Raw genomic sequence first — 23,495 nt, forward strand, 5'->3', positions numbered from 1 at the left:
CTTCCCTGCATCGCCTTCGACGGCACGCATCCTGGCGCCAGGATGCCGTCAGGAGGGCCGCTCTTCGCTCCGGCGGAGGTGCAGAAGGCGGCGCGAAGCCCCCATCACCGCATGCGGCACTCGCCCGCCCAGGGATCGACATCGTCGCTGAGGACCTTCCGCACCACCTCGGTCTGGAACTTCCCATCCGCCCGCTTCGCCACCTGGCAGAGCCAGAGATCCTGCACGGGAAACTGATTCGCGCCGAAGCGGAATTTGCCGCGCACCGAGGCGAAGTCGGCCGCATTCAGCGCCGCCCGCAGCGCGTCCTTGTTCTGCGTATTGCCGCCGGTCCTCTGCAGCGCGCCATCCAGCAGGAAGGCGGTGTCATAGGCATGCGCAGCGTAGGAGGCGGGGACCATGCCGTAGGCCGCCTCGAATTCCGTGACGAAGCGGCGGTTCTGGGCGTTGTCCATGTTCGGCACCCAGGTGCTGGCGGAATAGAAGCCCACCGCGGCGTCCTGCTGCGCCGGCAGCGTCGCCTCATCCACCGTGAAGGTGGAGAGGAAAGGGATGTTCTGCAGCCCCGCCTGGCGGTATTGCCGCACCAGGCTGACGCCGAGCCCGCCCGGCATGAAGGTGAAGAGGCAATCCGGCTTCGCCGCCGCGATCTTCGCCAGCTCCCCGGAGAAATCCATCTGATTCAGGGGGACGTAGCCCTCCTCCAGGATCTCGCCCTTGAAGCGGGATTTGAACCCCGCCACCGCATCCCGCCCCGCCTGGTAATTCGGCACCAGCACGAAGGCCCGGCGATGGCCGAGATCCTGCGCCGCCTGGCCCATCACCGCATGCACCTGGTCGTTGTTGTAGGAGGTGCAGAAGAGGAAGGGGTTGCACCCCCGGCCAGCGATGTTGGAAGGGCCGGCATTGGTGCTGATCAGGAAGGTGCGGCTTTCCGTCACCGGCCGGGCGATGGCGCCAAGGATGTTGCTGAACACCACGCCGACGACGAAATCCACCTTGTCCCGCTCGATTGCGGTGCGGATTTTCTGCACCGCCACTTCCGGGCGCAGCTCGTCATCCAGCACCTGCACCTCCACCGGGCGGCCGCCCAGCTTGCTGTCCAGATGCTTCATGCCGAGGGCGAAGCCGTCGCGGAGCTGCGTGCCGAGGGCGGCGCCCGGGCCGGTAAGCAGCGCGAGCACCGCGACCTTCACCGGCGCCCCTCCTGACGCCCCCTGGGCACGAAGCGTGGCAGGGGCGGCGAGCGCGGCTGGCAGCGCCAGCGCGGCGCGGCGGGTGAGCAGCATCATGGCAAGGCGGGTTCCCGGGTTGGATGGCTGGCGAGCAGGATTTGCTCGCGCAGCGTATCATACATCGCGGTGCTGCGGAGGCAGCGCCGGCCGGCCGCCACCCGCGCCGAAATCCGGCCCGCCGGGCCGTGCGGCCCTGCCGCGGGGCGGGTGCGCGCCGCCCATGCGCCAGGGCCAGCGTCACCCGCCACGGGGCTGGCCCCAGAGACCAATCCGCTTGGGACCAATCCCCTTGGGACGAATCCCCCGAAACCAATCCGCTGAAACCAATCCCCTGGGGGCGGTCCCAGGCTGCGCCTCCCGCCGCGCCGCGAACGGCAGGCCGGCAGCAGCGAGCGGCAGCGGGGAGGCGGCCCTTGCCCCGGCCGCCGCCCGCGCCGCCGCGGCGGCAGGCAGGCCCCGCCTCAGCCCGCCGGCGAGAGGATGTGGATGACGCGGCTGGCCAGCAGATCCTTCACCTTCGCCGCATAGGCCGCCATGTGCGGCGCCGCGGCATGCGCCTTCAGCGCCGCCGGGCTTTCCCATTTCTCGATGACCACGAAGGTATCCGGCCCGAAGGGCGTCTGGATGCTGCCCGCCCCCTCGAGGTCGATGGCCGGGCCGTATTCGATGCAGCCCTGCTCGGCATGCACCGCCGGCATGTTGGCGCGGAAATGGCCCAGCACTTCCTCCCGCTTGCCCGGCTTGGCGGTGATGATGGCGATGACGTGGATCATGTGACGTTTCCCTGGTTGAGCACGAACCCGCTTGGCCTCGAGCGTCCCCATGACGCCCGCGCCGCCCGGTGCCCGCTGCGGCTTCGCCGCGGCGGGCTGTGCGAGATGCTGACAGAACGGGGAGCGGGGCCCCCGCGACGGCGCGCAGCGACGTCGCGGGGAACTAAGAGACCGCCTCGTAGGGCTGGCGCTTCACCTTGTCCATGTTGAGCCCCTCGATGCGCAGCAGCCGGGTGGCGGCGTCGCGGCGCGGGGAATGCAGCACGCCCGGCTCATACAGATAGGCGTCGCCCGGCTTCAGCACGTAGTCGTGCTTGCGCCGCGCCTTGCCGGGCTTGCCCTCGGCCGGGCGCTCCACGCATTCCCAGTCGGTCATGATGGTCTCGCCCTCCGCCTGGCCGTAGATGGCCCAGGAAGGGCCGTGGTCATGCGGCTTGCTGTTCTTCGCCCCTTGATAGGCATGGGCGAGGATGGCGAAGCCCAGCTCGGGATCCTCGTAGATCACCTTGCGCTCCGGCGTCCCCTCCGGGATGGCGGCGGCGACGAAGGCGGGGTCCTTCAGCGCCGCCCGCACCAGCTCCACCACCTTCTCCCGCCCAGCGGTGTCCGGATGGGTGCGCAGCGCATCGTGGCACTGGGCGGCGAATTGCTCGATCGTCATGGCCATGGCGGGCCCTCCCTGAACTTCCAGGCATAGCCAAGCGCCGCCAGGCGGTGCCTGTCAAACCCGGTCTTGACGCCTGTCTCGAAGGTCTGCGGCACGTCTCGGCGGGTCTTTTCCGCCCTGGCGTCATGCGCCGGCATGCTGCCCGCATGAATTCCGCGGACTTGCCGATGCCACCAGCATCGGCAAGTCCACCTCCTGGCCAGGACGCAAAATCCCTCGCCGATCCGCTGCCGGAACCCTTCGGGACAGGCTCCTAGAGCGGGATCGGTTGAGCTGCGCTCACCCGCCCCGCTCTAGCTCATTGTTCGCTCGCGTGATTCACGGTTTCGGTCGATTCGACCTCAACCGATCACGCTCTAGTCCTCGATCGGCACCCGCGCCTCCGCCACCACCTGGCGCCAGCGGGCCATGTCCGCCCGCCAGCTCCGGTCGAAGGTGGCGGACTCCTCGGCGGCCGGCACGGCGCCCAGGCCGCGCAGCTTCTCCTGCCCCTCGGGGGACACCGCCGCCGCGGTGAAGGCGCGGGAAAGCTGGGCGACGATCTCCGGCTTCATCCCGGCCGGGCCGAAAGGCCCCACCCAGCTCACCACGACGAAATCGGCCATGCCGGCCTCCGCCATGGTCGGCACCTCCGGCAGCCGGGCGGAGCGGGCGGCGGAGGTGATCGCCAGGGCCCTGAGCGCGCCGTCCTGCACCTGGCCGATGACGGAGGGCAGGTTGTCGAAGATCACCTGGATCTGCCCGCCGCGCAGATCGGCCGAGGAGCCGCCGGCGCCGCGATAGGGTACATGGGTCATGTCGAGCCCGGTGCGCAGCTTGAACAGCTCCCCGGTCAGGTGGATGGAGGTGCCGACGCCGGTGGAGCCGAAATTGATGCCCCCCGGCCAGGCCCGCGCCCAGGCGACGAAATCCTGCAGGCTGCGCACCGGCAGCTCGGCGCTGACCACCATCACATTGGGGAAATCCGCCACCCGGGCGATCGCCGTGAAGTCGCGGTCCGGGTTGAAAGGCAGGCTGCGCTTCACCGCCGGCGTCACGCCGTGGGAGCCGCCGCCGCCCATCACCAGCGTATGGCCATCCGGCGCCGCCTTCGCCACCAGGTCGCTGCCGATCACGCCGCCGGCGCCGGCGCGGTTCTCCACCACCACGGGCGCGCCCAGGCGGTCACGCACCAGCTCCGCCATCACCCGGGCGACCAGATCCAGCGAGCCGCCCGGCCCATAGCCGACGATCATGCGAATCGGCCGCCCCGGCTCGATCTGCGCCGCGGCGGGCGCGATGGCGGCAAGCAGCAGGATCAGCGAGGCGAGCAATCGGATCACGGCGGCACCCCCCAGCCTCCGGCGCCGGCGGTGCCCATGACCAGCCGATCGCCCGTGTGCAGGACCGTGCTGAGTTTCGACCGGATTTCCTCGCGCCCTCCGTTGTGCCGCAGGATATAGGCTTCGGCAACCCGGCCCGGCCTACCCCCCAGCGCGCCGCGCGGGGCGTTCAGGTGCCGCTCGCCGCGGAAGCTGAGGGTGAGCGGGCCGTGCAGCACCTCATATTCCCGCAGGATGCCGCAGCCGCCGGGGTGCTGCCCGGCGCCGCCCGAGCCGCGCCGCACCGCCACGCGATGCACCCGCAGCGGCGCATCGGATTCCAGCATCTCCGCCGGCTGGTTCATGGTGTTGGAGACATCGGTGGAGATGCCGTTGACGCCCGGCCCGAAGGCCGAGCCGCCGCTGCCCCCCGCCACCACCTCCGTCACCACATAGGGGCTGCCATCTTCGCGGCGCCCACCGAAGGAGACGATGCAGGAGACGCCGGCATTGGCCGCCGGAATGCGCTCCGGCGCCGCTTCGGCCAGGGCGCCGAGGATGGCGTTGGTCAGCACCTTCACCGTGGCGGTGCGGGCATTCACCGCGGCCGGCATGCGCGGGTTCACCAGGCTGCCCTCCGGCAGCACCAGGCGCAGCGGGCGGAAGCAGCCGCCATTGTTCGGGATGTCCGGGCCGGTGACGGCGCGCAGCGCGAAGAAGGCGCCGGCCATCACGCCGGCCGGGGCCGCATTCACCGGTCCGCGCACCTGGGGGGAGGTGCCGGTGAAGTCGATGGTCAGGCTGTCCCCCGCCACCGTCACGGCGACGCGCACCGGCACGGGCCGGTCCAGCTCCACGCCGTCATTGTCGAGCTGGTCCTCATAGACCCAGGTGCCGTCCGGCAGGGCGGCGATGGCGGCGCGGGTGGCGATCTCTGCCTGCCGCACCAGCTCCCGCAGCATCGCCGTCAGCGGCGCGGCGCCATGCTTTGCCGCCAGCTCCGCCAGCCGCGCGGCACCGGTGCGGCAGGCAGAAATCTGCGCGTTGAGGTCCCATTCGAAGGCATCGAAGGTGCGGATGTTGCGGCTGATGATGCGCATGATCTGCGCATCCACCACGCCCTCCCGCGCCAATTGCAGCGGCGGCAGGCGCAGCCCCTCATGGAAGATCTCGGTGGCGCTGGTGGGGACGGAGCCAGGGGTCAGCCCGCCCATATCCTGGTGGTGCAGGATGGTGGCGGAAAGGGCGATCACCTCCTCGCCCGCAAAGACCGGCACGAGAAGCGACACATCCGGGATATGCGTGCCCCCATCATAGGGGTCGTTCATCAGGTAGATGTCGCCGGGGCGCATCTCGGCGACGGGGAATTCCCGGATCAGCCGCCCCACCGCCGGCACCAGGCAGCCCAGCAGCAGCGGCAGAGAATTGGACTGCGCCAGCACCGTGCCATCCGGCAGGAACAGGCTGGCCGAGGCGTCATTCGCCTCCCGCACGATGGGGGAGACGGCGCTTTTCAGCATGATCGCCTGCATCTCCTCGGCAATGGCGTCGAGGCGGCGGCGGATGATCTCGATGCTGGCGGGGTCCAGGCGATGCGCGTTCATGCAGGGAGGCGCTCCATCAGCAGATGGGTGGCGGCGGCGGTGAGGCGCCAGAAGGGCGGGACCAGCAAGGTGCTGTCGATGGTCTCGAGGATGGCGGGGCCGGCGAGGTTTTCGCCCGGGGACAGGTTGCGGGCGATGCGGGCGGTGGCGAAGCCCGCCTCGCCCAGCCAGGCGCGGCGCAGCGTGCCGGCGCCGGCCGCGCCCTGGCTGGCGATCAGCGCCACGCCGCGCGGCCGCGCCCGCTGCACCACGCGCAGCGCGACCAGGCGCACCGGCGCATCGCGGGTATGGCCATAGGCGGCGTGGTGCGCCGCGATGAACGCGGCGCGGATATCGGCGGCGGGGGTGGCGCTGCCGGGCTGGATGGTGACGTCCAGCGTATGCCCCTGGCCGAGGAAGCTGGCGGCGGCGGTAATCTCCGTCTCCTCCGGCGCGGCGCCGTCCCGCGCCAGGGCGGCGGTGCAGCTTGCCGTCAGGGCGGTGATGGCAGCGCGCAATTCCGCCTCCGGGATCAGCTCCGTGGCGCGGAAGAAGCCCAGGGTGGCGTCATGCTCCAGCGGGGCTTCCAGCAGGCCGGTTGCCGCCAGCACGCCGGGGGCGATGGGCACGACGAGGCGGGTCATGCCAAGCTCCTCGGCAATGGCGGCGGCGTGCAGCCCGCCGCCGCCGCCCGCCGGCACCAGAGGCAGCTCCCGCGGGTCGGTGCCGCGGCCCACCGTCATGCGCCGCACCGCCTCCGCCAGCGCCGCATTGGTGATGCGGTGGATGGCGATGGCCGCCTCCTCCACCCCGAGGCCGAGCGGCGCGGCGACGGCATCGCGGATCGCCCGCGCCGCCGCCTCTCTGTCCAAAGGCATGGTGCCGCCGGCGAAGCGCGCGGGGTCCACCAGCCCCAGCACCACCGAGGCATCCAGCACCGTGGGCGCGGTGCCGCCGCGGCGGTAGCAGGCCGGGCCGGGATCGGCGCCGGCGCTCTGCGGCCCGACATGCAGCCCGCCCGCCGCATCCAGCCAGGCGATGCTGCCGCCGCCCGCGGCGATGGCCAGCACATCGGCGGTCGGCACCCGCACGGGCGTGCGGCCGACGCTGCCATCATGCCGCAGCACCGGGGCGCCGCCGGCGATGACGGCGATATCCGCGCTGGTGCCGCCGATATCGATGGAGATGCCCTCGGCGCAGCCCGCCTCCCGCAGCACGCTGGCGGCGCCGATGGCTGCCGCGGAGGGGCCGGAAAGGGTCAGCCGGATCGGCTTCGCCCGCGCCGCGGCGGCGCCCAGCAGCCCGCCGCGGGAATGCATCACCTGCAGCGGCGCCGGCACGCCGCGCGCCGCCAGCATGGCCTCGATGCGGCCGAGATAGGCGTCCAGCACCGGCTTCAGCGCCGCGTCGAAGACCGTGGCGCAGCTACGTTCATACTCGCGGATCGCCGGGTCCACCTCGCTGGACAGGGAGATGGCGATGCCCGGCAGCGTCGCCGCGACGATCTCCCGCGCCCGCCGCTCATGCGCCGGGTTGAGGAAGGCGAAGAGGAAGCAGATGGCGACCGCCTGCACCCCCTGCCCTGCCAGCGCCCGCGCCGCCGCGGCGACGCCCGCCTCATCCAGCGGCACCAGCTCGGCGCCATCCGGGCCGATGCGCTCCGCCACCTCCAGCCGGCGCTCTGCCGGCACCACCTCCACCGGCGTCTGTGGGCCGAAGACGAGGTCGTAATTGGCGGCGCGGGTCATCCGCCCGAGCTCCAGCACATCGGCGAAGCCGGCGGTGGTGATCAGCCCGACCTTCGCCGCCTTGCCCTCCAATATGGCGTTGGTGGCGACGGTCGTGCCGTGCAGGAAGCGCACCACGCCAGCCGCGCCGCCGGGCAGCAGGCGTTCCAGCGCCGTGCCGACGGCGCGGGAGGGGTCATCCGGGGTGCTGGCGACCTTCAGCAGGCGGAAGCTGCCATCCGCTTCGCGGCACACCGCATCGGTGAAGGTGCCGCCTATGTCGATGCCGATTTCGAGAGTCATGCGTCAATCCAAGCGCACCTGGCCGGCCTTGACCACTGCCGCCCATTTCGGAATTTCCGTCTCCAGCAGGGCGCGGAAGACCTCCGGCGCGCTGCCCTCGATGGCGAAGCCCTGGCTGGCGAAGAACTCCCGCATATCGGGCGCGGTCACCGCGGCGTGCACCTCATTCGCCAGCCGCGCGACGATGGCGGGCGGCGTGCCGGCCGGGGCGAACAACCCCTGCCAGGAAAGGGCGAGGAAGCCGGGCAGCCCGGCCTCCGCCATGGTCGGCACCTCCGGCAGCAGCGGATGGCGCTGCGCGCCAGTCACGGCCAGCGCCCGGATGGTGCCGGCGCGGAGCTGCGGCAGCACCACCAGCAAATCACCGAACATCGTCGCCAGATTGCCCGCGACCAGATCATTCAGCGCCGGACCGGAGCCGCGATAGGGCACATGGCTCAGCCGCGTGCCCGCCTGCATGTCGAACATCACCCCCGTCAGATGCATGGAGGTGCCGTTGCCCGGCGTGCCATAGGTGATGTCGCCCGGCGCCGCCTTGGCCGCGGCGATGAAGCCGGCCAGATCCCTCGCCGGCAGGTCCCGCCTCACCACCAGCACCAGGGGCGCGGTGACGACCAGGGAGATGGGCGCGAAATCCTTCAGCGGATCATAGCCGAGGCGCGGGAAGAGGCTGGGCGCCACGCCATGGGTGCCGGTGACGCCGAACAGGATGGTGGCGCCATCCGGCGCCGCGCGCGCCACCATCTCGGAGCCGGTGGTGCCACCGGCGCCGGGCCGGTTCTCCACCACCACCGGCTGGCCGAGCGCCGGGCTGAGCTTCTCCCCAATGCGCCGCGCCAGCAGATCCGTGCTGCCGCCCGGCGGGAAGGGCACGACGAGGCGGATGGGGCGGGACGGCCAGTCCTGCGCCGCCGCCGCGCCGGAGAGGAAAGGCAGGGCAAGCACGGCACGGCGCGGCAGCATGGGCGGAAGTCCTTTCAGGCAATATGATGCGAAAGCAAGGACGGGGAGCAAGGACGGGGCCAGGCGCCGAAAGATCGGGGGCGCTGCCCCCGAACCCCCGCCGGGCCAGGACCTGGCCCCGGACCCCGGTGGGAGTTCTGGGCCCGACGGGTTGAACCGGCGGACTCACGGTGGCACTGCCGTGAGCGGGCAGAGCTCCATTCTCAGGCGGCCCGCCGGAAGCGATCCGGCGCGAAAGGGGCAAGGTCGAGCAGCGGCGCCCGGCCGGCGACGAGGTTGGCGACCTCCCGCCCCGTCGCCGGCGCGCCGCACATGCCGACATGGCCATGGCCGAAGGCGAGGAAGGCATTCTCCACCCCCGGCGCCCGGCCGATCACCGGCAGGCTGTCCGGCAGGCAGGGGCGGTGGCCCATCCAGCGCGTCGTGCGGCTGGCATCGAGATGCGGAAACATCTCCCGCCCTCGCGTCAGCAGCGCCTCGGCCCGGCGCCAATCCGGCGCCGCCTTCAGCCCGGCGAATTCCACCGTCCCGGCGAGGCGCAGCCCCATGGCCATGGGGTTGACCATGAGGTTGTGCTCCACCGCCATGACGGTGTGACGGAGCTGGAGATTGCTGCTCTCCACCGTCACATGGTAGCCGCGCTGGCTCTCCAGCGGGATGCGGGCGCCGAGCTGCGCCGCCAGCTTCGCCGACCAGGCGCCGCCGGCCAGCACCACCGCGTCGAATTCCAGACGCTCGCCAGTCTCCAGCCGCACGGCGCGCAGCATGCCGCCCTGCGCGTCCAGCGCCGCCACGCGCTGCCGCACCACCTCCGCCCCATCGCGTTCGCATTGCACGAAGAGGGCGCGGGTCAGCGCCGCGGGGTCGGGGGTGGAACCATTCTCCGGCGCCAGCAGGCCGAAGCGGAAGCGTCCCTTCAGGTCGGGCTCCAGCGCCTCCAGCTCCTCCTGCTCCACATCGCGCAGCAGGACGCCAAGCTTGCGGCGGAGGTTCATCCCCCAAGCCCATTGCGAAGCCGCCTCCCGCCCCGAATAGACGTAGAGGCAGCCGCTGCGCCGCATATGGCTCATGCCGCCGGCGCGCTGCAGCAGCGGCTCGTAGCACTCGAAGATCGGCGCCAGCAGGTTGCGCAGCGCGCCGGCGATGCGCGTCACCTCCGCCGGGTTGGAGAATCGCAGGAAGCGCGCCAGCCAGGGCGCGGCGATGGGCGCATAGGCCCAGCGCACGGAAAGCGGCCCTAGCGGGTCCAGCAGCCAGCGTGGCACCTTCTTCCACATCCCCGGCATGCCGACCGGCAGGCAGGCGGAGGGCGAGAGGGACCCGGCATTGCCGAAGGAGGTCGCCTCGGCCGGCCCCAGCGGGTCGATGAAGGTGACCTTATGGCCGTCCCGCTGCAGCCAGGCGCCGCAGCAGGTGCCGACGATGCCATTGCCGATGACGGCGATCTTCATGGGCGTGCGCCCGCCCGTCGGAAGGCGAGACCCGGCCGCGCTGCCGCCGGCCCAGGATCGGCGCAATGAGCCGCGACGCGCATGGCTCAGCGCGCCACCAGGGGACAGCCGCCCTGGTCCAGCGGCCGGAAGGCCTGGTCCGGCGGGATGGTGGCGACATGCTCGTAATAGTCATAGGCATAGCGGCTCTCGCCCGGCGCCTTCACCTTGAAGACATGCATCGCATGCACCGCGCGGCCATCCGGGCGGATGGTCACCTCGCCGAAAAGCGGGTCGGCGATCGGCGCGCGGCGCATCTCGGCCACCACCGCCTCGCCCTCGATGCTGCCGGTCCGCGCCACGGCGCGCAGCCAGGCGATGGTGGCGGAATAGACGCCGGCATGGTCCATGGTGGGCATCCGCCCGCCCATGCGCGCCGCCCAGCGGCGCGACCACTCCCGCGTACCGTCGGTCAGGTCCCAGTAGAAGGGCGAGGCGAGCAGCAGCCCCTGCGCCGTGTTCAGCCCCAGCGCATGCACATCGGAGAGCAGCAGGAACAACGCCGCGATCTGCACCCGCCCGCCGCGCAGCAGCCCGAATTCATTGGCCTGCTTGATGGCGTTGATGGCGTCCGTCCCGGTATTGGCCAGGGCGATCACCCTGGCGCCGCTGCTCTGCGCCCGCAGCAGCAGGGAGGACATGTCGCCGGTGTTCAGCGGGTGCCGCGCGGCGCCGAGGTTGCGGCCGCCCGCCGCCGTCACCGCCGCCTGGGCATCGCCTTCCAGCGCATGGCCCAGGGCGTAATCCACCGTCAGGTAGTACCAGCTCTCGCCGCCGCGCTGCACCACGCCGCGCGCCACGGCGTTGCCCTGTGCCCAGGTGTCGTTCACCCATTGCACCGTGGTCGGCGCGCAGAAGCGGCCGGTGACGGCGGAGGAGGCGGTGGAGGAGGCGAGCGCCGTCCGATGCCGCTCCTTCATGATCTCGATGACCGCGAGGCCGACGCCGGAATTCGGCAGGTCGACGATGGCCTGCACGCCCTCGGTATCCACCCAGCGCCGGGCGATGGCGCTGCCGACATCCGGCTTGTTCTGGTGGTCGGCATGCACGATCTCGACGCGCATGGCGGGGTTCTCCCGCATGAAGTCCTCGGCCGCCAGCTGCGCCGCGGTGACGCTGCCTTGCCCCACCTGGTCGGCGAAGGGGCCGGACATGTCGGTCAGCACGCCGACCTTCACGGCGGCGACCTGCGCCGCGGCCGGCAGGGCGAAGAGCAGGGCGGCGAGCAGGCAGGCTGGCAGGCGCATGCGCGGGTCTCCAAGGCGCTCGGGGCGGCGGTCAGAACAGGTCGAAATACTCGCGCTGCTCCCACTCCGAGACCTCGGCGTTGAAGCGGGCGATCTCGGCGCGCTTGAGGCGCAGGAAGTAGTCGATGAAGTCGGCGCCGAAGCCGGCGCGGAAGACCTCGCTCGCCTCCAGCGCGGCCAGCGCGCCGTCCAGCGTGGTGGGCAGGAGGGGCGCCCTGGTCTCGTAAGGCGCATCGGCGCATGGGCCGGGATCCTGCCGCGCCGCCAGCCCCGCCAGCCCGCACACCACCTGGGAGGCGAGATAGAGATAGGAGTTGGCCGCCGGCTCGCCGACCCGGTTCTCGATATGCGTCGCCGCCGAGCCCGGCCGCCCCAGCACCCGCAGCATGACGCCGCGATTATCGATGCCCCAGACCGCGCGGTCCGGCGCCAGGCTCATCGGCCGGTAGCGGCGATAGCCGTTCAGCGTCGGCGTGGTGAAGGAAGCGGCCGCCGGCGCCTCCGCCAGCAGCCCGCCCAGCCAGTGCATCCCGAGCGGCGAAAGCGGCGCGCCATCGGCGGAGGCGAAGGCGTTGCGCCCCTCCTGTTGCAAGGACTGGTGCAGATGCCAGCCGCTGCTCATCACATTCGGCAGGCGCGGGCGGCACATGAAGCTGGCGTGGTAGCCATGCCGCCGCGCCACCTGCTTCACCGCGCTGCGGAACAGCACCATGGCATCGGCTGGCGCCAGCCCCACCCCCGGCGCGAAGGTGAATTCCACCTGGCTCGGCCCGTACTCCACCTCCACCGAGCGCAGATCGAGGCCGAGCGCCGTCACCTCCCGCTGCAGCACGTCCAGGATGGGCTGCATCTGGTCCAGCCGCGCCTCGGTCAGGTATTGGTAGCCCTGGGTCAGCAGCGCGACCTCGGGCGGGGAGCCGGGCTGGCCGGCATCCTCCGGCGCCAGCTTTGGGTCCAGCAGCTTTGTCAGGTGGAATTCGACCTCCAGGCCGGTGACGAACTCATAGCCCTCCGCCGCCAGCGCGCCGAGGCAGCGGCGCAGCAAAGCGCGAGTGGCGAAGCCCACCTCCCGCCCATCCGGCCAATGGGCGTCGCAAAGCATCCAGGCGGTGCCAGGCGCCCAGGGCAGCATGCGCCAGGTGGTCGGGTCCGGCACCAGCACGAAGTCCGCCGCGCCCTGCACGTCCCGCAACCCGATCCCGCCGCCGGCCGAGAAGATCGGCACCACGGTGCGATGGGAGGTGTCCTTCAGCAGCAGGGTGGAGGTCAGGGAGACGCCATCCTCCATCGCCCCCGCCAGGGCCGCCGCCGTCACCGCCTTGCCGCGCAGCACGCCATGCTGGTCCGGGAAGGCCAGGCGGACCAGGCTGACGCCCTCCCGCGCAGCGCGAGCCAGCACCTCCTGTGCGGCTGCCTGTTGCTCCGCGCTGCGCAGGCCGTGCTGGCTGACGAAGCCCATCACTCCGCCGCCTGCCGGGACCCCGGGGGAAACCATGACGCGCCCTGGCGGCGGCGCCGATCCACTTCGGGCCAGTATTGCTCCCAGCCCTCGGTCGGGCCGATGCCGTCCATGGTGGCCGGGCCGGTCACGCCGGCCGCCGCGGCCGCATCCAGCGCCATCAGCGGCCGCTCGCCGCGCTCCACGGCGTCCATGGCGCGGAACAGCAGGCGGCGATTGGCGGCGATCGCCTTGTCCGAGGAGGCCAGGTGTTCCCGCGTGCGGTCCTGGATGCGCCCCTGGCTTTCCACCGCCCATTGGTCATGGACGTTGATGTCCTCGCCCATGCCCGTATAGGTGCGGCGCCGCTGCTCCTCGGGGTCGAAGCCGTAGCCATTGTGGCGGCCGACCTTGGGGCGGTACTCCGGCAGCTCGTACAGCGCCAGGCGCTGCTCGCGCATGCGGGCCTTGTCCACCGGCGCGGCGAAGCTGGTGAAGATGGCGTACCAGTAGCAATTCACGTCATCCACCGGGACATGCCATTGGGTAATGGTCATCTCGGCGGAAAGCGGGATGGCGAAGGCCTGGGGGAAGACGAGATTCGTCACCCGCACATGAGTATGCGCGTCGGAGATGCGGCGCAGCGCGGTGATGCGCAGCCCGTGCGGCGCGTTTTCCACCTCGATGCGCGGGCGCGGATATTCCCGCAGCACGCGGCTCATCGGCATGTCGCTATCGGCGCTCGCCGCACGGAATTGCTTGCCGTAGCTCTGCGCCTGGTCCTCATCCTCGAAGAAGCGGTGCAGGAAGCTGGCATGGGCGGGGTCGATCCCCACCTCCAGCGCCTGCAGCCAATTGCATTCGATCAGGCCCTTGAAGGCGAAGACATGGCTGTCCGGCGCGGCGAAGCAGTCCAGCGCCGGAAAGGCGGGCGGCGCACCTTCGCCGAGGAACGCCCAGAGGATCCCGCCGCGCTCCGCCACCGGATAGGCTTTCTGCCGGATGCGGTCGCAGAGCCGGCTTTCCGCCGGCTCCGCCGGCGTTTCCAGGCATTGGCCCGTCACGTCGAACAGCCAGCCATGGAAGGGGCAGCGCAGCCCGCCATCCTCCAGCCGCCCATAGGCGAGGTCGGCATTGCGGTGCGGGCAGTCCCGATCCAGCAGGCCGATCCGCCCGGCCTCGTCCCGGAACAGCACGAAATCCTCGCCCAGCAGCCGGACGGGACGCACCGGCCGTGGCCCTTCCAGCTCCTCCACCAGGGCCACGGGCTGCCAGTATTGCCGCAGCAAGGCCCCGCCCCGGGTGCCCGGGCCGATCTGGGTCAGGCGGCGATTCTGCTCGGCGCTCATCATGGCTGGGGATCCTTCCCGTTCGGCTATCGAACACCTGTTCAATTCTAGGCCAATCCCGGCTAGGATCGCAACGTCCGTGCAGGGGGGGAGAGCATTGCCACGACTTTCGGCAGCGGATGCCGCACGCCGCGCGGAAGAACCGCGCGAGCTGTCAGAGGCGCTGTCCCGCGGCCTCGCCGTGATGCTGGCCTTCCAGCCCGGCCAGCCGGCCATGACCCTGGCCGACATCGCCCGCCGCACCGGCCTCGCGCGCGCCACCGCGCGGCGGGCGCTGCTGACCCTGACGCATCTCGGCTTCGCGGCGCAGGAGGGCAGGCTGTTCCGGCTGACGCCGAAGGTGCTGCTGCTGGCCGGCGCCTATCTCGGCGCCTCCGCCGCCGCCACGGTGCTGCAGCCCGAATGCGACCGGCTCTGCGCCGAGCTCGGCGTCACCTGCTCCGTCGCCGTGGCGGACGGGGCGGAGGCGGTGATGGTCGCCTATGCCTCGCCGCGCCGGCTGGATGTGGCGGGCGCCGGGCCGGGGCTGCGCCTGCCGGCCTTCTGCAGCGCGGTGGGGCGGGTACTGCTGGCGCATTTGCCGGCGGCGGAACAGGCCGCCTTCCTCGCCCGGCTGAAACCCGAGCCGATCACCCCCCGCACCGTCACCGCCAAGCCGGCGCTGCGGCGCATCCTGGACCAGGTGGCGGCGGAAGGCTTCTGCCTGGCGGACCAGGAGGCGGAATTGGGCTTCCGCTCCATCGCCGTGCCGCTGCGGCGGGCGGATGGCAAGGTGGTGGCGGCGCTGAACGCCGGCTGCGCCGCGGCGCAGGTCAGCCTGGAGGTGATGCGGCAGCATTTCCTGCCGCGGCTGCAGGCGGCGGCGGCGGGGTTGCAGGGGCAATTGCTTTAGGTTTTGAAAGGGGCTCTGCCCCTCTCAAACTCTCCCCGCCAAAGGCCGAAGGCCTTTGGAAACCACGAGTTTCAGACCCGACGGTCCAACCGCACAGCCTGCCGCGGCTTTGCCGCGGCAGGCTGTGCGATGCCTTGGGAACAGGGCGACTCAACGGGCCCCTCCCGCGAAGGCGCGCAGCGACTTCGCGGGGAATTCAGCGCCGGTAGCGGTTCACCGTCTCCCACTGCCGGCGGGCGACGGCACTGGCCGGCCGGCCGCGCGAATCGCAGGCCGTGACGATATGCGGCGAGATGTCCGAAATGCTGCGCAGCGCGGCGGAAACCGGCAGGGAATAGCCGGCCAGCAGAATGGTCAGCAGCCCTTCCGCATCCACCGCCAGCACCTTGCCCCAATCCCCCGCCTTGGCCGTGCCGAAATCCCCCGGCTCATCCATGACGAGCATCACCAGATCACCAGGCACAACGCCGGCCGGCGACGCGGCGCCACCGGACCGGTTGGCGACCCTCATGCGCACCCCCATGCCATTCCGGCGCGGATCATGGCGGGAAATCCTTATCAGGCGGTGAGCAGCGCCGCGCGCGCCATCTCCCGCACCGCCACGCTGCCCTCCGGCAGCCGCCCCGCCAGCGCCGCCAGATGCGGGTGATGCGTCAGCAGGATCACCTGGGTGTGCCGGCTCAGCGCCAGCAGCGCCTCCAGCGCCGCCAAGGCGCGGTCGTCGTCGAAGCTCTGCAGGATGTCGTCGGCGATGAAGGGCAGCGGCGGCGCCGCGGCCACATGGTCCTCGATGGCGATCAGCCTGAGGGCCAGGAAAAGCTGGTCCCGCGTGCCTTCCGAAAGCGCGGCAACCGGCTTCGGCTCGGTGTCCGGCGGCTCCTCGGCCAGCAGGCGCAGCTCGCCATCGGCGCCCTCCTGCGTCACCACCCGGGCGATGGCGCCGCGCGTCAACTGCCGCAGCGTGGCGGAAATCCGCGCCAGCAGGGCGGAGCCATCCACCGCCTCGGCGGATTTCAGCGCCTCCTCCAGCAGGCTGCGCGCCACCTGCAGCACCAGCGCCTCCTCCAGGCTGCGGCCCAGCAGGGCCAGCGAGGCCTGCTCATCGGCCTTGGCCGCCACGGCGGTGGTCCGGGCCTGGCGCTGCGCCAGCTCGGTGCGCAGCCGCCCGGCCTCCCGCGCCGCGGCGGCGGCGGCCTCCTCGGCGGCGCGGGCGCGGGCCTCGGCTTCCGCCAGGGCGGCAGCCAGCGCCTCGGGCGGCAGGGCAGCGGCTTCCTCGGCCAGATCCGCCTCGGCCCGCCCCTCCCCCGCCTCGCGCAGCGCCGCCTGGGCCTGGTCCAGCGCCTCAACCTGCCGCTGGCGTTCCTCCGCCAGGGCCAGCAGCCGCGCCGCCGCCGCTTCCTCGGCGGCGCCGATCGCCGCCAGCAGCGCCGCCCAATCCCGCTCCAGCGCCGCCCGCCCGGCCGCCAGCCGGTCCAGCTCCGCCGCCAGCGCAGCCAGTTGCTGTTCCAGCCGGGCACGCTCCGCCGCGCGGCGCTGTTCCGCCCCCAGCCTCTCCTGCAAGGCGCGCAGCCCGGCATGCGGGTCGGCCGCCGCCGCCTCCGGCGCGAAGCGGGCGAGGAGGGGCAGCGCCGCCTCCCGGAACGCCGCCGCCGCGGCATCGGCCGCCTGCCAGGCCCGACGGGCGGCAGCCTCCGCCGCCACGGCGCGATCCAGCGCCTCCAGCAGCTCCAGCACCACGGAGACCGCTTCCGGCGCCTCGCCCTCCGGCCGGCCCAGCCGGGCAAGCAGCGTCGCCCAGCCCCGCGCCCATTCCCCCTGGCGATGCCGCGCCGTCTCCAGCGCCCGCCCGGCCGCCGCCGCCTCGCGCTCTGCCACCCCCAGCTCGGCGAGCGCCGCCACGCGCCGCTTCGCCAGGGCCTGTTCGGCCGCCAGCCTGGCCTCCGCCTGGTCCAGCAGCAGCGGCAGCGGGGCCGGCGCCTGGCCCAGCACGGCGGCCAGGCGCGCCGCCCAGCTTGCCTGCCGGGCGAGCAGCGCCGCCTGCGCTGCCTCGGCCCCGGCCACCGCTTCCAGCGCTGCCGTCACCGCCGCGCGGGCGGCCAGCAGGGCGCGCAATTCGGCCGGGCCGGAGTCGGGCGGCAGGCCGAGCGGCGCGATCGCCGCCGCCCAGGCCGAAGCCGCTGCGGCCCGCTGCACCTCCGCGGCCTGGCAGGCAGCCTCTGCGGCCGCCGCGCGCGCCCGGTGGCCGGCGAGTTCGGCCTCGATCGCCTGGGCCTCGCCCAGCCGCGCCGCCTCCGCCACCAGCCGGTCGGCAAGCTGGTCCGCCGCCTGCACCGCCCGGTCGAAGGCGAGGTCGAGCGGCGCCCCGCCGGCGAATGCCGCCTCCGCCGCCGGGTCGGGCGGGGTGGGGCCGAAGGCGCGGGCGCGGATGAGCTGCCAGCCGGCCTCCCTGTGCCGCCGCGCCGCCGCCAGCGCGGCCGCATCCGGCAGCCCGGCCCGGTCCCGCAGATCGCCCAGGCGCCTGGCGGCGGCCTCGGCCGCCTCCGCCGCGCCGCGCTGCGCCTCGGCGGCGCGCGCCAGCTCGGCGGCGGCAGCGTCCCGGGCGGCGGCCAGGCGCTCGAAGGTCGGCAGGCCGGGCAGGGGCAGGTCGCGCAGCGCCTCGGCCGGGCCCGACCAGGGGGCGGCCTCCGCCAAAGCGCGCGCCAGCGCCGCCTGGGCGCGGGAGAGCGCCGCCCCCGCCGCCGCCACGGCCGCCGCTGGCTCGCCCGCCTCCCGGATCTCCCGCAGCAGGGCGGGCAGCCGGTCCTCCGCTGCGGCTTCCGGCAGGGCGGCAACGGCCTTCCGTGCCGCTTCCAGCCGCTGCGCCGCCTCGGCCTGGCGGGTGGCGGCTTCCGCCAGCGCCGTCGCCAGCCCGGCCGCGGCGCCGCAGGCCTGGCGCGCCGCCACCAGCTCCGCCCGGGGCGGGACCAGCCGGGCGGCCTCCGCCTGGGGCAGCGCGGCGCCGAGCTGGCGCAGCAGATGCGCCACCTCCGCGGCCGCCGCGTCCTGCGCCGCTTCCAGCCGGGGCAATTCGCGCTCAGCCCGTTCCGCCCCGGCCAGCTCCTCGGCCAGCAGGGTGATCCGGTCCGCCGCCGCCAGCAGCTCGGGCGCTTCCGGCAGCGCGGCCAATTGCCCGGCCAGCTCCGCCTGCCGGGCGAGCGCGGCCTTCCGCTCCACCTCCGCGGCGGCCAGGGCACCGCGCAGCGCCTGGAAGCGCGGCGCCAGATCGGCGCCCAGCACGGGCGCGTCCGGATGCGCGGCCAGCCAGGCCCGCGCCGCCTCCGCCGCCGCCAGCCAGGGGCGGGCGGCGCGGATGCGCTGCAAGCGGGCGGTTTCCGCCGCGGCGGCGCGGCCCGCCTCACGCGCCTCGGCCAGCGCCGCTTCCGCCGCTTCCAGCGATTTTTCCTGGGCCAGCCAGTCCTCCGGCCGCCAGATCTCCTGCTTCAGCGCCCGCTGCGCCGCCTGCACCCCGTCCAGCCCCTGGTAGAAGGGGCGGCTGCGGTTGGCGCGCGTCGGGGCCAGCCGGTCGCGCAGCTCGGAAAGCTCGCCCCGCAGCTTATGCGCATCCCGCAGCCCGCCCGCCGCCGCCTGCAAGGCCGCGCCCAGCGCCCCGCCGGAGGCCAGCAGCTCCTCCCCGCCCGCCCGCAGCCTTTCCGTGCCGAGGACGAAGAGCCGTTCCAGCAGGGGCTGGTCCACCTCCCCCAGCACCGGCCGCAGCGCCTCCCGCGGCAGCTCCACGCCCGCGGCATCCACCAGCGTGTTGCCCTGGCCCTTGCGCCGGCCGAAGGCGAAGGGGCGGCCGGCGGCGTCCACCGCCTCGGCCGCGAGGCGCATGCCGCTGTAGCCGAAGCGGAAATCCATCGGCGTCCGCGCCGGAATGCCGAAGAGCAGGTTGCAGATCGCCCGCAGCAGCACGGATTTGCCCGCGCCATTCGGGGCCAGCACCAGGTTGAGGCAGCCCGGACGGGGGTCGAATTCCAGCCGCAGCGCCTCGAAGGGGCCGTAGCGCTGGGCCTCGAGGCAAGCGAGGCGCATGCGCTACCCCTCCGCCAGCCGGGCCAGCAGCAGGGCGCGGGCGCGGGCCAGGATCTCGGGCGGCAATTCGCCGGCGGCGGCGCGGACGGCCGGGTGGTCCTCGCCCAGCAGCCGGCGCAGATCGGGGCCCTTGCCGAGCAAGGTCGCGGCATAGGATTGCGCCTCGGCCGCCGCCGCCTCCGGCGCCGCGTCCTGCAACGCCGCCAGCATGCGGCCGAAGGCATCGGAGCGCGGGGCGGGCGGGGCGCCGGGCGGGGCGGTGGCGAGGTCCAGCTCCTCCAGCCAGAAGCCCTCCGGCGCCAGGGCCAGCCCCTCCGCCCGCAGCTTCTCCCGCAGCGCCCCCGGGTCCCGCAGCAGCCTGCCATGCAGGGGGGTGGTGCCCTGCAGGGCGATGCGGGTGGCGAGCAGTCGCCCCTCCGCCGCGTCCAAAGCCGCTTCTAGCGCCAGCCGCACCCGGTCCAGCGCCGCCGCTTCCTCCTCCACCCCCTCCAGGCTCACGGCCAGCCGGGCCCAGCGGACGGTGTCCAGCGCCCGGTGCTCCACCGAAGCCACCTGCCCGTCCCGCACCGTGACCAGGCTGGCGCCCTTGGCGCCGTCCTCCTTCACATGCCGGCCCTGGAGGTTGCCGGGGAACACCACCCAGCAGGCGCCGCGCGCCAGCTCCTCCCGCGCATGGATATGGCCGAGCGCCCAATAGTCGTAGCCATGCCGCAGCAGCTCCGGCAGGGCGCAGGGGGCGTAGCCGGCATGGCCCGGGCGGCCATCCAGCGAGGTGTGCAGCAGGCCGATGTTGAACGCCCCCGGCACCGCCGCCGGGTAGTGCGGCACGAGGTTGTCCAGCATCTCCCGCCGGGCATAGCCCTGGCCATGCAGCACCACCCCCAGTTCCGGCAGGGGGTGGGAGGTGGGGTGGGTGGGCAGCAGGGTGACGCCCGGCGGCAGGCGCAGCCGGCGGGTCAGCACGCTTTCCGCATCATGGTTGCCGGAGATGGCGACCACCCGGATGCCCTCCCGGGCCAGCCGGCCGAGCTGGGTGACCAGGGTGTGGCCGGTGGTCCAGTCCCGCCAGTCGCCGTCATAGAGGTCCCCGGCCAGGACCACGAAATCCACCTGCTCGGCGATCGCCAGATCGACCAAGTTGCGCAGCGCCTCTCTGGTCGCGCCGCGGATGCGCTCGGCCGGGGCGTCGGCCAGCGCGTCCAGGCCACGCAGGGGGCTGTCCAGATGCAGATCGGCGGCGTGGAGGAAGCGGAATCCCGGCATCGCCCCCATCATCGCCCAGGCGATGGCCGGGCGGAATCCCCAGCCGTGCGACACCGGCTTAACAGCGCCTTAGCCATGCCCGGTTACTGTCTTGCCGACCTGTCGCCGGCCTTGCCGGGGAGCCAGGGGCCTGCCCGCGCCGCTCGCCGGATGTCTGGCGAAAGGGGCGGACCAAGCAGGCCGCTGGAAATGGGGGCTGGCGGTGACTGCCGATTCGGGACGCCAGGGGCGGGGCGCGGATGGCCCGGGATCGGCGCCAAGGGGGCTGGGGGACGCCGGTGGTCCGGTCCTGCGGCCCGGGCGCCGGGCGCCGCCGGGCGATAGGGCTGGGCGCCCAGGTGGCTCGGGCCGCCGGACAGGGCCTGGCGGGGGCGGTGCGGATGGTCCTGGCGTCCGGCGGGCACCGCCGGGCGATGGGGCTGGGCGCTGGGCGGCTCGGGCGCCGGACCCGGCGGGGGCAGCACGGATGGGTTCTGACCATCCGGCGGGGCGCCCGCCGGGCGATGGGGCTTGGGCGCCGGGCGCATGGGGCGTCAGGCGCATGGGGCATCGGCATGGAATTGGGAACCCGCAGCATCCGTTCCTCGGGCGCCGGCAGCGGCAGCATCGAGCTGACGCTGCCCGCCGCCCTGCGGGAGTTGCAGGGGCTGCCCTGCCGCATCACCCTGCGGGACGGGCCGCGGCCGGAGATCGTGCTGCAGCCGGAGCTGCGCGGGGCGCTGGCAGCCTTCGAGAAGCTGGGCGCCCTGCTGCGCGGGGCGCTCGGCCTGGCGCCGGAGGATCCCGGCCTCTCCGAACGCATCGCCAGCCTGCACCCCACCCCCTCGGCCTCCGGGGCGGCAAGGCTGGCCTGGACGGATGGGCTGGCGCTGGCCGGCCCGCCGCCGCAGCCGAGGGACGCGCTGGCCCGCAGCCTGCGCGCCCTGGCGGAGCCGGCCGGGGTGGCGGCCGGGCTGGGCGAGGCCTGGGCGCCCGGCTTCGCCGCCGCCCTGGCCTGGCTGCTGACCGGGCTGGTGCCGGACGCGATGGAGCAGCAGGGCTGCGACATCGCCGCCGCGGCGCTGCTGGCGGCGGGGCTGCGCCCTGCCCCGCCCGTGCTGTCGGGGGACGCCTTCTCGGCGGCGGGCTGGGGCGCGGCGGCGCCGCTGCTGGGCACGCTGCTGGCGCTGCACCGGGGCTGGACGGCGGAGCCGGCGCGGCACGCGGCCCTGGCGCTGGGCTGGCGGCGGGGGCTGGCGGCGCAATTGCGGGTGGGGTGAGGTGGCAGGCCGGGGCCGGGCGGGCGGCGCTTCGCGTGGCAACGCCTGGGCGGGACAACCGGTGGCGGGGCACGAGGGCCTGTGCAAGCGAAGGCGCTTTCAGGCGCCTTGGATACCGCCAAGGCGAGTATCCGCCCCGGCCCTGAGTCCGGCTTTCCTGGCAAGGACCTCGCCGCGCGCCGTGCGAATGCACGCCTTGGGCGTCCCGCGCGGTGCCGCTTCGCGGCATCCCTGACACGAAAACGGATCACGGTCGGGGCCTGAGATGCGCTCGAGGCGCGCCGGGCCGGAACGGGAAAGGGACGTCCCGGCCGAACAGGCCTCGGCAGCCGCCCGCCCTCGCCCCATGGCCGCCCCACGACCGGAACCTGCGATACGCTCGACGGTGACGGGCGGCGCACCGGATTAGAGCGTGATCGGTTGAGGTCGAATTGACCGAAACCGTGAATCACGCGACCGAACAATGAGCTAGAGCAGGGTTGAGTGCAGCTCAACCGCCCCGCTCTAGTGTCCTGCCCACCAAGTTCGCTGGATTTCCAGCGAACGCAGCGGACAAGCAGGCCACTGAAAACAAAAAGCCAGTGGCCCGAGAGCGAAGTCCGCAGGACTGCGGAATCGGGACACCAGAACAGCCGCGGAGGCGGCCGGCCGGCCCCTCGCCTCAGCCGCCGGCCTGCCGGCCCTGCTCCTGCGAAACCCGTTGGCCTTGCTGCTGCTGCTGCGGCACCGGCGGGGCGCGGTGGCGGCCGGCCTCCCGGCGGCGGTCCCGCTCCTCCCGCGCCATGGCATCGCGCAGGGCGCCTTCATAGCTCAGCCCGCAGGCCGCCCCGCCCAGAGCCGAAACCCCAGGCGGCAGATGGGGGATGTTGTCCTTGTGCATGCGCGCTCTCCCATCGCCGCACGCGGGGAGTGTGCACCCCTTCGCGCGCGGGGTGCGATGGAAATCAGATGTCAATCCGGGGAAATCAGCGCGGAGCTGCCGCTTGCCGCGCCGCCAGCAGGTCGATCGCCAGGGCCAGCACCACCACCAGGCCCCCCGCCCAGGCCCCGGCCGGCGGCAGGCTGCCGAAGGCCAGCCAGACCCAGAGCGGCGCCAAGGGCAGCTCCGCATTGCCCAGCAGCGCCGCCCGCGCCCCCGGCAGAAGCCGGCTGCCCTGGGTCAGCAGCAGCAGCCCCAGCCCGAATTGCCCGGCGCCGAACAGCGCCAGCCAGCCCGCCTCCGCCCCCGTCACCGCGAAGGGCCGGGCCAGGGGCAGCGCCAGCAAGGCCGAGGCGAAAGCGGAGAGGCAGGCGGCCGGAAGCATGGGCAGCGCCCGGTGGCGGCGAATGATGACCATCATGGCGGCGATCAGCGCCGTCATCCCCAAGGCCAGCAAATTGCCCAACAGATGGCCGCTGCCCGGCGCCGCCCCGGTCATCAGCGCCACCCCGGCCAGCGCCAGCAGGCTGGCCAGCAGCGTCGCCCGGGCCGGCTTCTCGCCATGCCAGGCCCAGGCGAAGGCGGCGGCCAGGAAGGGCGCCGTGGCGAAGAGCAGCGTCACCTCCGCCACCGAGCTCAGCCGCAGCGCATGGATGTAGAGCAGCGTGCCGAGGGTGGAGCATCCTGCCGCCGCCAGGGCCGGGCGGGAAAGCCATCGCCACGGATGCAGCGCCCGCAAGCCGCCCTGCCAGGCGACGCAGCCGGCGAGGAACAGCCCGCCGCAAACGCCGCGCCAGACCAGGATGGTCCAGGGATCGGCCGCGACCAGGCCGGTGAACAACCCCGCCGTGCTGAACAGCAGGGCGGAGGCGAGGATGCAGCCCACGCCCCGGGCGGCGCTGGAGGGGGTGGCGGCCGGGGCGGCGGCGAGGCGAGCGGACATGGCGAAGGAGCCTTTGCCTTCAGGGGCCTGGCCGTCCCCGGCGCGCCATCGGCGCGGCCCGGGACCGGCAGG

At 73.4% G+C, this 23,495-nt stretch carries 18 protein-coding genes; 2 read left to right on the plus strand and 16 right to left on the minus strand.

The window, feature by feature from the left end:
* Positions 1 to 104 precede the first annotated feature (104 nt).
* From E5N76_RS17305 to E5N76_RS17355, 11 genes are all read right to left on the minus strand, one after another.
* Positions 105 to 1,292 carry an ABC transporter substrate-binding protein gene (locus tag E5N76_RS17305; protein ID WP_149538579.1) on the minus strand — a complete coding sequence of 396 codons (1,188 nt, stop codon included), beginning with the start codon at positions 1,290 to 1,292 and terminating at the stop codon, positions 105 to 107.
* A gap of 404 nt (positions 1,293 to 1,696) precedes the next feature.
* Positions 1,697 to 2,008: a putative quinol monooxygenase gene (locus E5N76_RS17310; protein WP_149538580.1), complete on the minus strand. Its 312-nt coding sequence runs from the start codon at positions 2,006 to 2,008 to the stop codon at positions 1,697 to 1,699.
* A gap of 163 nt (positions 2,009 to 2,171) precedes the next feature.
* Entirely contained in the window at positions 2,172 to 2,675 is a 504-nt protein-coding gene (locus tag E5N76_RS17315) for a cupin domain-containing protein (RefSeq protein WP_149538581.1), read from the minus strand.
* Between the two features lie 356 nt (positions 2,676 to 3,031).
* Positions 3,032 to 3,997, minus strand: coding sequence for a Bug family tripartite tricarboxylate transporter substrate binding protein (locus E5N76_RS17320; RefSeq protein ID WP_149538582.1), 966 nt, complete (start codon positions 3,995 to 3,997; stop codon positions 3,032 to 3,034).
* Complete coding sequence (locus E5N76_RS17325) at positions 3,994 to 5,580, minus strand: hydantoinase B/oxoprolinase family protein (RefSeq protein ID WP_149538583.1); 1,587 nt, start codon at positions 5,578 to 5,580, stop codon at positions 3,994 to 3,996. Before E5N76_RS17325 ends, E5N76_RS17320 begins: the two co-directional genes overlap by 4 nt.
* On the minus strand, positions 5,577 to 7,589 hold the full coding sequence (locus tag E5N76_RS17330; protein WP_149538584.1) for a hydantoinase/oxoprolinase family protein: 2,013 nt from the start codon (positions 7,587 to 7,589) through the stop codon (positions 5,577 to 5,579). Before E5N76_RS17330 ends, E5N76_RS17325 begins: the two co-directional genes overlap by 4 nt.
* Before the next feature lie 3 nt (positions 7,590 to 7,592).
* Complete coding sequence (locus E5N76_RS17335; RefSeq protein WP_149538585.1) at positions 7,593 to 8,552, minus strand: Bug family tripartite tricarboxylate transporter substrate binding protein; 960 nt, start codon at positions 8,550 to 8,552, stop codon at positions 7,593 to 7,595.
* Positions 8,553 to 8,755: 203 nt separating this feature from the next.
* Positions 8,756 to 10,003: an NAD(P)/FAD-dependent oxidoreductase gene (locus tag E5N76_RS17340; RefSeq protein WP_149538586.1), complete on the minus strand. Its 1,248-nt coding sequence runs from the start codon at positions 10,001 to 10,003 to the stop codon at positions 8,756 to 8,758.
* Positions 10,004 to 10,089: 86 nt separating this feature from the next.
* Positions 10,090 to 11,289: an ABC transporter substrate-binding protein gene (locus E5N76_RS17345; protein ID WP_149538587.1), complete on the minus strand. Its 1,200-nt coding sequence runs from the start codon at positions 11,287 to 11,289 to the stop codon at positions 10,090 to 10,092.
* Positions 11,290 to 11,320: 31 nt separating this feature from the next.
* Positions 11,321 to 12,748 carry a glutamine synthetase family protein gene (locus E5N76_RS17350; RefSeq protein ID WP_149538588.1) on the minus strand — a complete coding sequence of 476 codons (1,428 nt, stop codon included), beginning with the start codon at positions 12,746 to 12,748 and terminating at the stop codon, positions 11,321 to 11,323.
* The gene (locus tag E5N76_RS17355) at positions 12,748 to 14,079 is read right to left on the minus strand and encodes an aromatic ring-hydroxylating dioxygenase subunit alpha (protein WP_149538589.1); all 1,332 of its coding nucleotides are present in this window, start codon (positions 14,077 to 14,079) and stop codon (positions 12,748 to 12,750) included. The genes E5N76_RS17350 and E5N76_RS17355 overlap by 1 nt, the downstream gene beginning before the upstream one ends.
* A gap of 94 nt (positions 14,080 to 14,173) precedes the next feature.
* Here E5N76_RS17355 and E5N76_RS17360 point away from each other — a divergent pair, with 94 nt between their 5' ends.
* Positions 14,174 to 14,968: an IclR family transcriptional regulator domain-containing protein gene (locus tag E5N76_RS17360; RefSeq protein ID WP_187830225.1), complete on the plus strand. Its 795-nt coding sequence runs from the start codon at positions 14,174 to 14,176 to the stop codon at positions 14,966 to 14,968.
* 196 nt (positions 14,969 to 15,164) lie between these two features.
* Here E5N76_RS17360 and E5N76_RS17365 read toward each other — a convergent pair whose 3' ends face one another.
* From E5N76_RS17365 to E5N76_RS17375, 3 genes are read right to left on the minus strand one after another with little or no spacing between them, the layout of a single operon-like run.
* Positions 15,165 to 15,479, minus strand: coding sequence for a hypothetical protein (locus E5N76_RS17365; protein WP_149538591.1), 315 nt, complete (start codon positions 15,477 to 15,479; stop codon positions 15,165 to 15,167).
* A 47-nt stretch (positions 15,480 to 15,526) separates the two neighbouring features.
* Complete coding sequence (locus E5N76_RS31060; RefSeq protein ID WP_149538592.1) at positions 15,527 to 19,039, minus strand: AAA family ATPase; 3,513 nt, start codon at positions 19,037 to 19,039, stop codon at positions 15,527 to 15,529.
* A 3-nt stretch (positions 19,040 to 19,042) separates the two neighbouring features.
* A complete protein-coding gene (locus E5N76_RS17375; RefSeq protein ID WP_187830226.1) occupies positions 19,043 to 20,302 on the minus strand; it encodes a metallophosphoesterase family protein in 1,260 nt (419 codons plus the stop codon).
* Between the two features lie 554 nt (positions 20,303 to 20,856).
* Between E5N76_RS17375 and E5N76_RS29575 the strand changes: the two genes are divergently transcribed.
* Complete coding sequence (locus E5N76_RS29575) at positions 20,857 to 21,561, plus strand: hypothetical protein (RefSeq protein WP_187830227.1); 705 nt, start codon at positions 20,857 to 20,859, stop codon at positions 21,559 to 21,561.
* Between the two features lie 661 nt (positions 21,562 to 22,222).
* Here E5N76_RS29575 and E5N76_RS17385 read toward each other — a convergent pair.
* Entirely contained in the window at positions 22,223 to 22,441 is a 219-nt protein-coding gene (locus E5N76_RS17385) for a hypothetical protein (protein ID WP_149538594.1), read from the minus strand.
* A gap of 85 nt (positions 22,442 to 22,526) precedes the next feature.
* On the minus strand, positions 22,527 to 23,423 hold the full coding sequence (locus tag E5N76_RS17390) for an EamA family transporter (RefSeq protein ID WP_149538595.1): 897 nt from the start codon (positions 23,421 to 23,423) through the stop codon (positions 22,527 to 22,529).
* Positions 23,424 to 23,495 lie beyond the last annotated feature (72 nt).

Origin of the sequence: Siccirubricoccus phaeus (genome assembly GCF_008360935.1) — a bacterium.
In the GTDB taxonomy this organism is placed as follows: Bacteria; Pseudomonadota; Alphaproteobacteria; order Acetobacterales; family Acetobacteraceae; genus Siccirubricoccus; species Siccirubricoccus phaeus.

Bases quoted from the DNA above. Each gene is read 5' to 3' on its own strand.
- E5N76_RS17375 (WP_187830226.1), bottom strand. From the start codon at position 20,302: ATGCCGGGATTCCGCTTCCTCCACGCCGCCGATCTGCATCTGGACAGC.
- E5N76_RS17390 (WP_149538595.1), bottom strand. From the start codon at position 23,423: ATGTCCGCTCGCCTCGCCGCCGCCCCGGCCGCCACCCCCTCCAGCGCC.
- E5N76_RS31060 (WP_149538592.1), bottom strand. From the start codon at position 19,039: ATGCGCCTCGCTTGCCTCGAGGCCCAGCGCTACGGCCCCTTCGAGGCG.
- E5N76_RS17330 (WP_149538584.1), bottom strand. From the start codon at position 7,589: ATGACTCTCGAAATCGGCATCGACATAGGCGGCACCTTCACCGATGCG.
- E5N76_RS17350 (WP_149538588.1), bottom strand. From the start codon at position 12,748: ATGGGCTTCGTCAGCCAGCACGGCCTGCGCAGCGCGGAGCAACAGGCA.
- E5N76_RS17385 (WP_149538594.1), bottom strand. From the start codon at position 22,441: ATGCACAAGGACAACATCCCCCATCTGCCGCCTGGGGTTTCGGCTCTG.
- E5N76_RS29575 (WP_187830227.1), top strand. From the start codon at position 20,857: ATGGAATTGGGAACCCGCAGCATCCGTTCCTCGGGCGCCGGCAGCGGC.
- E5N76_RS17365 (WP_149538591.1), bottom strand. From the start codon at position 15,479: ATGAGGGTCGCCAACCGGTCCGGTGGCGCCGCGTCGCCGGCCGGCGTT.
- E5N76_RS17310 (WP_149538580.1), bottom strand. From the start codon at position 2,008: ATGATCCACGTCATCGCCATCATCACCGCCAAGCCGGGCAAGCGGGAG.
- E5N76_RS17345 (WP_149538587.1), bottom strand. From the start codon at position 11,289: ATGCGCCTGCCAGCCTGCCTGCTCGCCGCCCTGCTCTTCGCCCTGCCG.
- E5N76_RS17325 (WP_149538583.1), bottom strand. From the start codon at position 5,580: ATGAACGCGCATCGCCTGGACCCCGCCAGCATCGAGATCATCCGCCGC.
- E5N76_RS17355 (WP_149538589.1), bottom strand. From the start codon at position 14,079: ATGATGAGCGCCGAGCAGAATCGCCGCCTGACCCAGATCGGCCCGGGC.
- E5N76_RS17340 (WP_149538586.1), bottom strand. From the start codon at position 10,003: ATGAAGATCGCCGTCATCGGCAATGGCATCGTCGGCACCTGCTGCGGC.
- E5N76_RS17315 (WP_149538581.1), bottom strand. From the start codon at position 2,675: ATGGCCATGACGATCGAGCAATTCGCCGCCCAGTGCCACGATGCGCTG.
- E5N76_RS17335 (WP_149538585.1), bottom strand. From the start codon at position 8,552: ATGCTGCCGCGCCGTGCCGTGCTTGCCCTGCCTTTCCTCTCCGGCGCG.
- E5N76_RS17305 (WP_149538579.1), bottom strand. From the start codon at position 1,292: ATGATGCTGCTCACCCGCCGCGCCGCGCTGGCGCTGCCAGCCGCGCTC.